Source organism: Cupriavidus sp. 05T313 (assembly GCF_056396665.1).
This window is the reverse complement of the sequence record NZ_JBFTLX010000488.1, coordinates 1-1,679: the sequence shown is the minus strand read 5'-3', so window position 1 is coordinate 1,679 and position 1,679 is coordinate 1. Positions and strand designations below refer to the sequence as shown.

Genomic DNA, 1,679 nt, shown 5'->3' with positions numbered 1-1,679 from the left:
AGCCTGGTGGAAGTGGCCAGCGAGGCCAGCGCGGCGGAGCATACCGTGGCGGCCAAGGGCAGGGCGCGCCGGCTGGTCGAGAAGTTCGCGCAGCGCATGCCGGCCGGTACCCAGGTGCGGCTCGAAGAAGAAGAGACGTCGCGCATCTGGATCAAGCTACCCCAGCGGCAGGACTGGATCGCGATGCCGGTGCTGTGGGTGGTCAACCCGCCGCCCGACAATCGCCTGCTGCCCGGCGTGATCCTGGTGGTCGGTGTGGCCATGGCGGTGGCCTTGCTGATCGCCTGGCAGATCCAGCGCCCGGTGCGCGACATGGCCGCGGCCGCCGAGCAGTTGTCGCGCCAGCACACCGTCGAGCCGCTGCGCGAACGCGGCCCGCACGAGTTGCGCCAGCTGATCGTGCGTTTCAATCGCATGATGGCCGACCTGACCCGCATCGACCAGGAACGCAACACCATGCTGGCCGGTATCGCCCATGACCTCAAGACGCCGCTGGCGCGGCTGCGGCTGCGCGCCGAGATGCTGGCCGATCCCAAGGCGGCGGCTGGCGTGACGCGTGACGTCGAATCCATGTCCGCCATCGTCGAACAATTCCTCACCTTCGCCCAAAGCGGCGAGCCTGCCGCCCGGCCGGTGCCGGTGGACCGCCGCATCGGTGAACTGGCCGCTTCGCTGGCGGAGCAGGACAAGCCGGTGGAAGTGTCGCTGATGGCAGGCGAAGGATTCCGGTTGATTGCCACCCAGCTCGACCGCATCGTTGGCAATCTGATCGACAACGCGTATGCCTATGGCGCGCCGCCGGTGCTGCTCAGTACCTCGCGCCAGGCCGATGGCTGGCATATGGGGGTGGAAGACCACGGCGAAGGCATTCCGCCGGAAGCGATGGACAAGGTGACGCTGCCTTTCGTGCGACTGGATCCGGCGCGCGGCGGCAATGCGCATTCGGGCCTGGGCCTGGCCATCGTGGACCGGCTGGTGCGCCAGGCGGGCGGGCGGCTCGTGCTGGAAAACCGTGCCGAGGGCGGGTTGCGGGTGGAAATGGTGTTTCCGTTCGCGGCGCTGGCACAGGCAGCCTGAACGCCGCTCCAAATGCAGCTTCGGCGCCGCGCCGGCCACCTGCCGCGGCGTCCGGAGTGTCTCAATCCTGGAACACTTTCGGGTAAATTCTCCCGCCGCGGGCGCTTCCGCCTGGCGTCATGGCCACGCGGGCCAGACGATGTCTCGCATGGTACGCAGATTGCAGCACTTACTTGCTCTGTGCGCTTTGGCGACGCGTAGTGCCATTCCAGTTGATCAGGAGACGCATCATGGCAACTTTCGTAGCACTCTTAAACTTTACCGACCAGGGAATCCGTACCGTAAAAGACACAACCAAGCGCGCCGCTGCCGTTCGCGAAATGGCGAAGAAAAACGGCATCGACATGAAAGATATCTACTGGACGCTCGGGCAATATGACCTTGTAGTGACCTTTACCGCGCCCGACGAAGCTACCATGACCGCGTTCGGACTGTCCCTGGGCATGGCGGGCAATGTGCGCACGCAGACGCTGCGTGCTTTCTCCGCAGACGAGATGGATGGCATCCTCGGCAAGATGCCGTAAGCGCATTCCTCATACCGGCTCGCCAAGAAGAAAGCCCGCATCGTGCGGGCTTTCTTCTTGGCCTTGGATGCGTTCCGC

The 1,679-nt window shown here is 65.2% G+C and carries 2 protein-coding genes; both read left to right on the top strand.

All coding sequences use genetic code 11. The features are described 5' to 3' along the window. The coding region (locus AC1DKD_RS41110) for an ATP-binding protein (protein ID WP_477144733.1) at positions 1 to 1,077 on the top strand (1,077 nt) is incomplete at its 5' end. Between the two features lie 230 nt (positions 1,078 to 1,307). Continuing rightward, complete coding sequence (locus AC1DKD_RS41105) at positions 1,308 to 1,601, top strand: GYD domain-containing protein (protein ID WP_441635279.1); 294 nt, start codon at positions 1,308 to 1,310, stop codon at positions 1,599 to 1,601. The last annotated feature ends 78 nt before the right edge of the window (positions 1,602 to 1,679 follow it).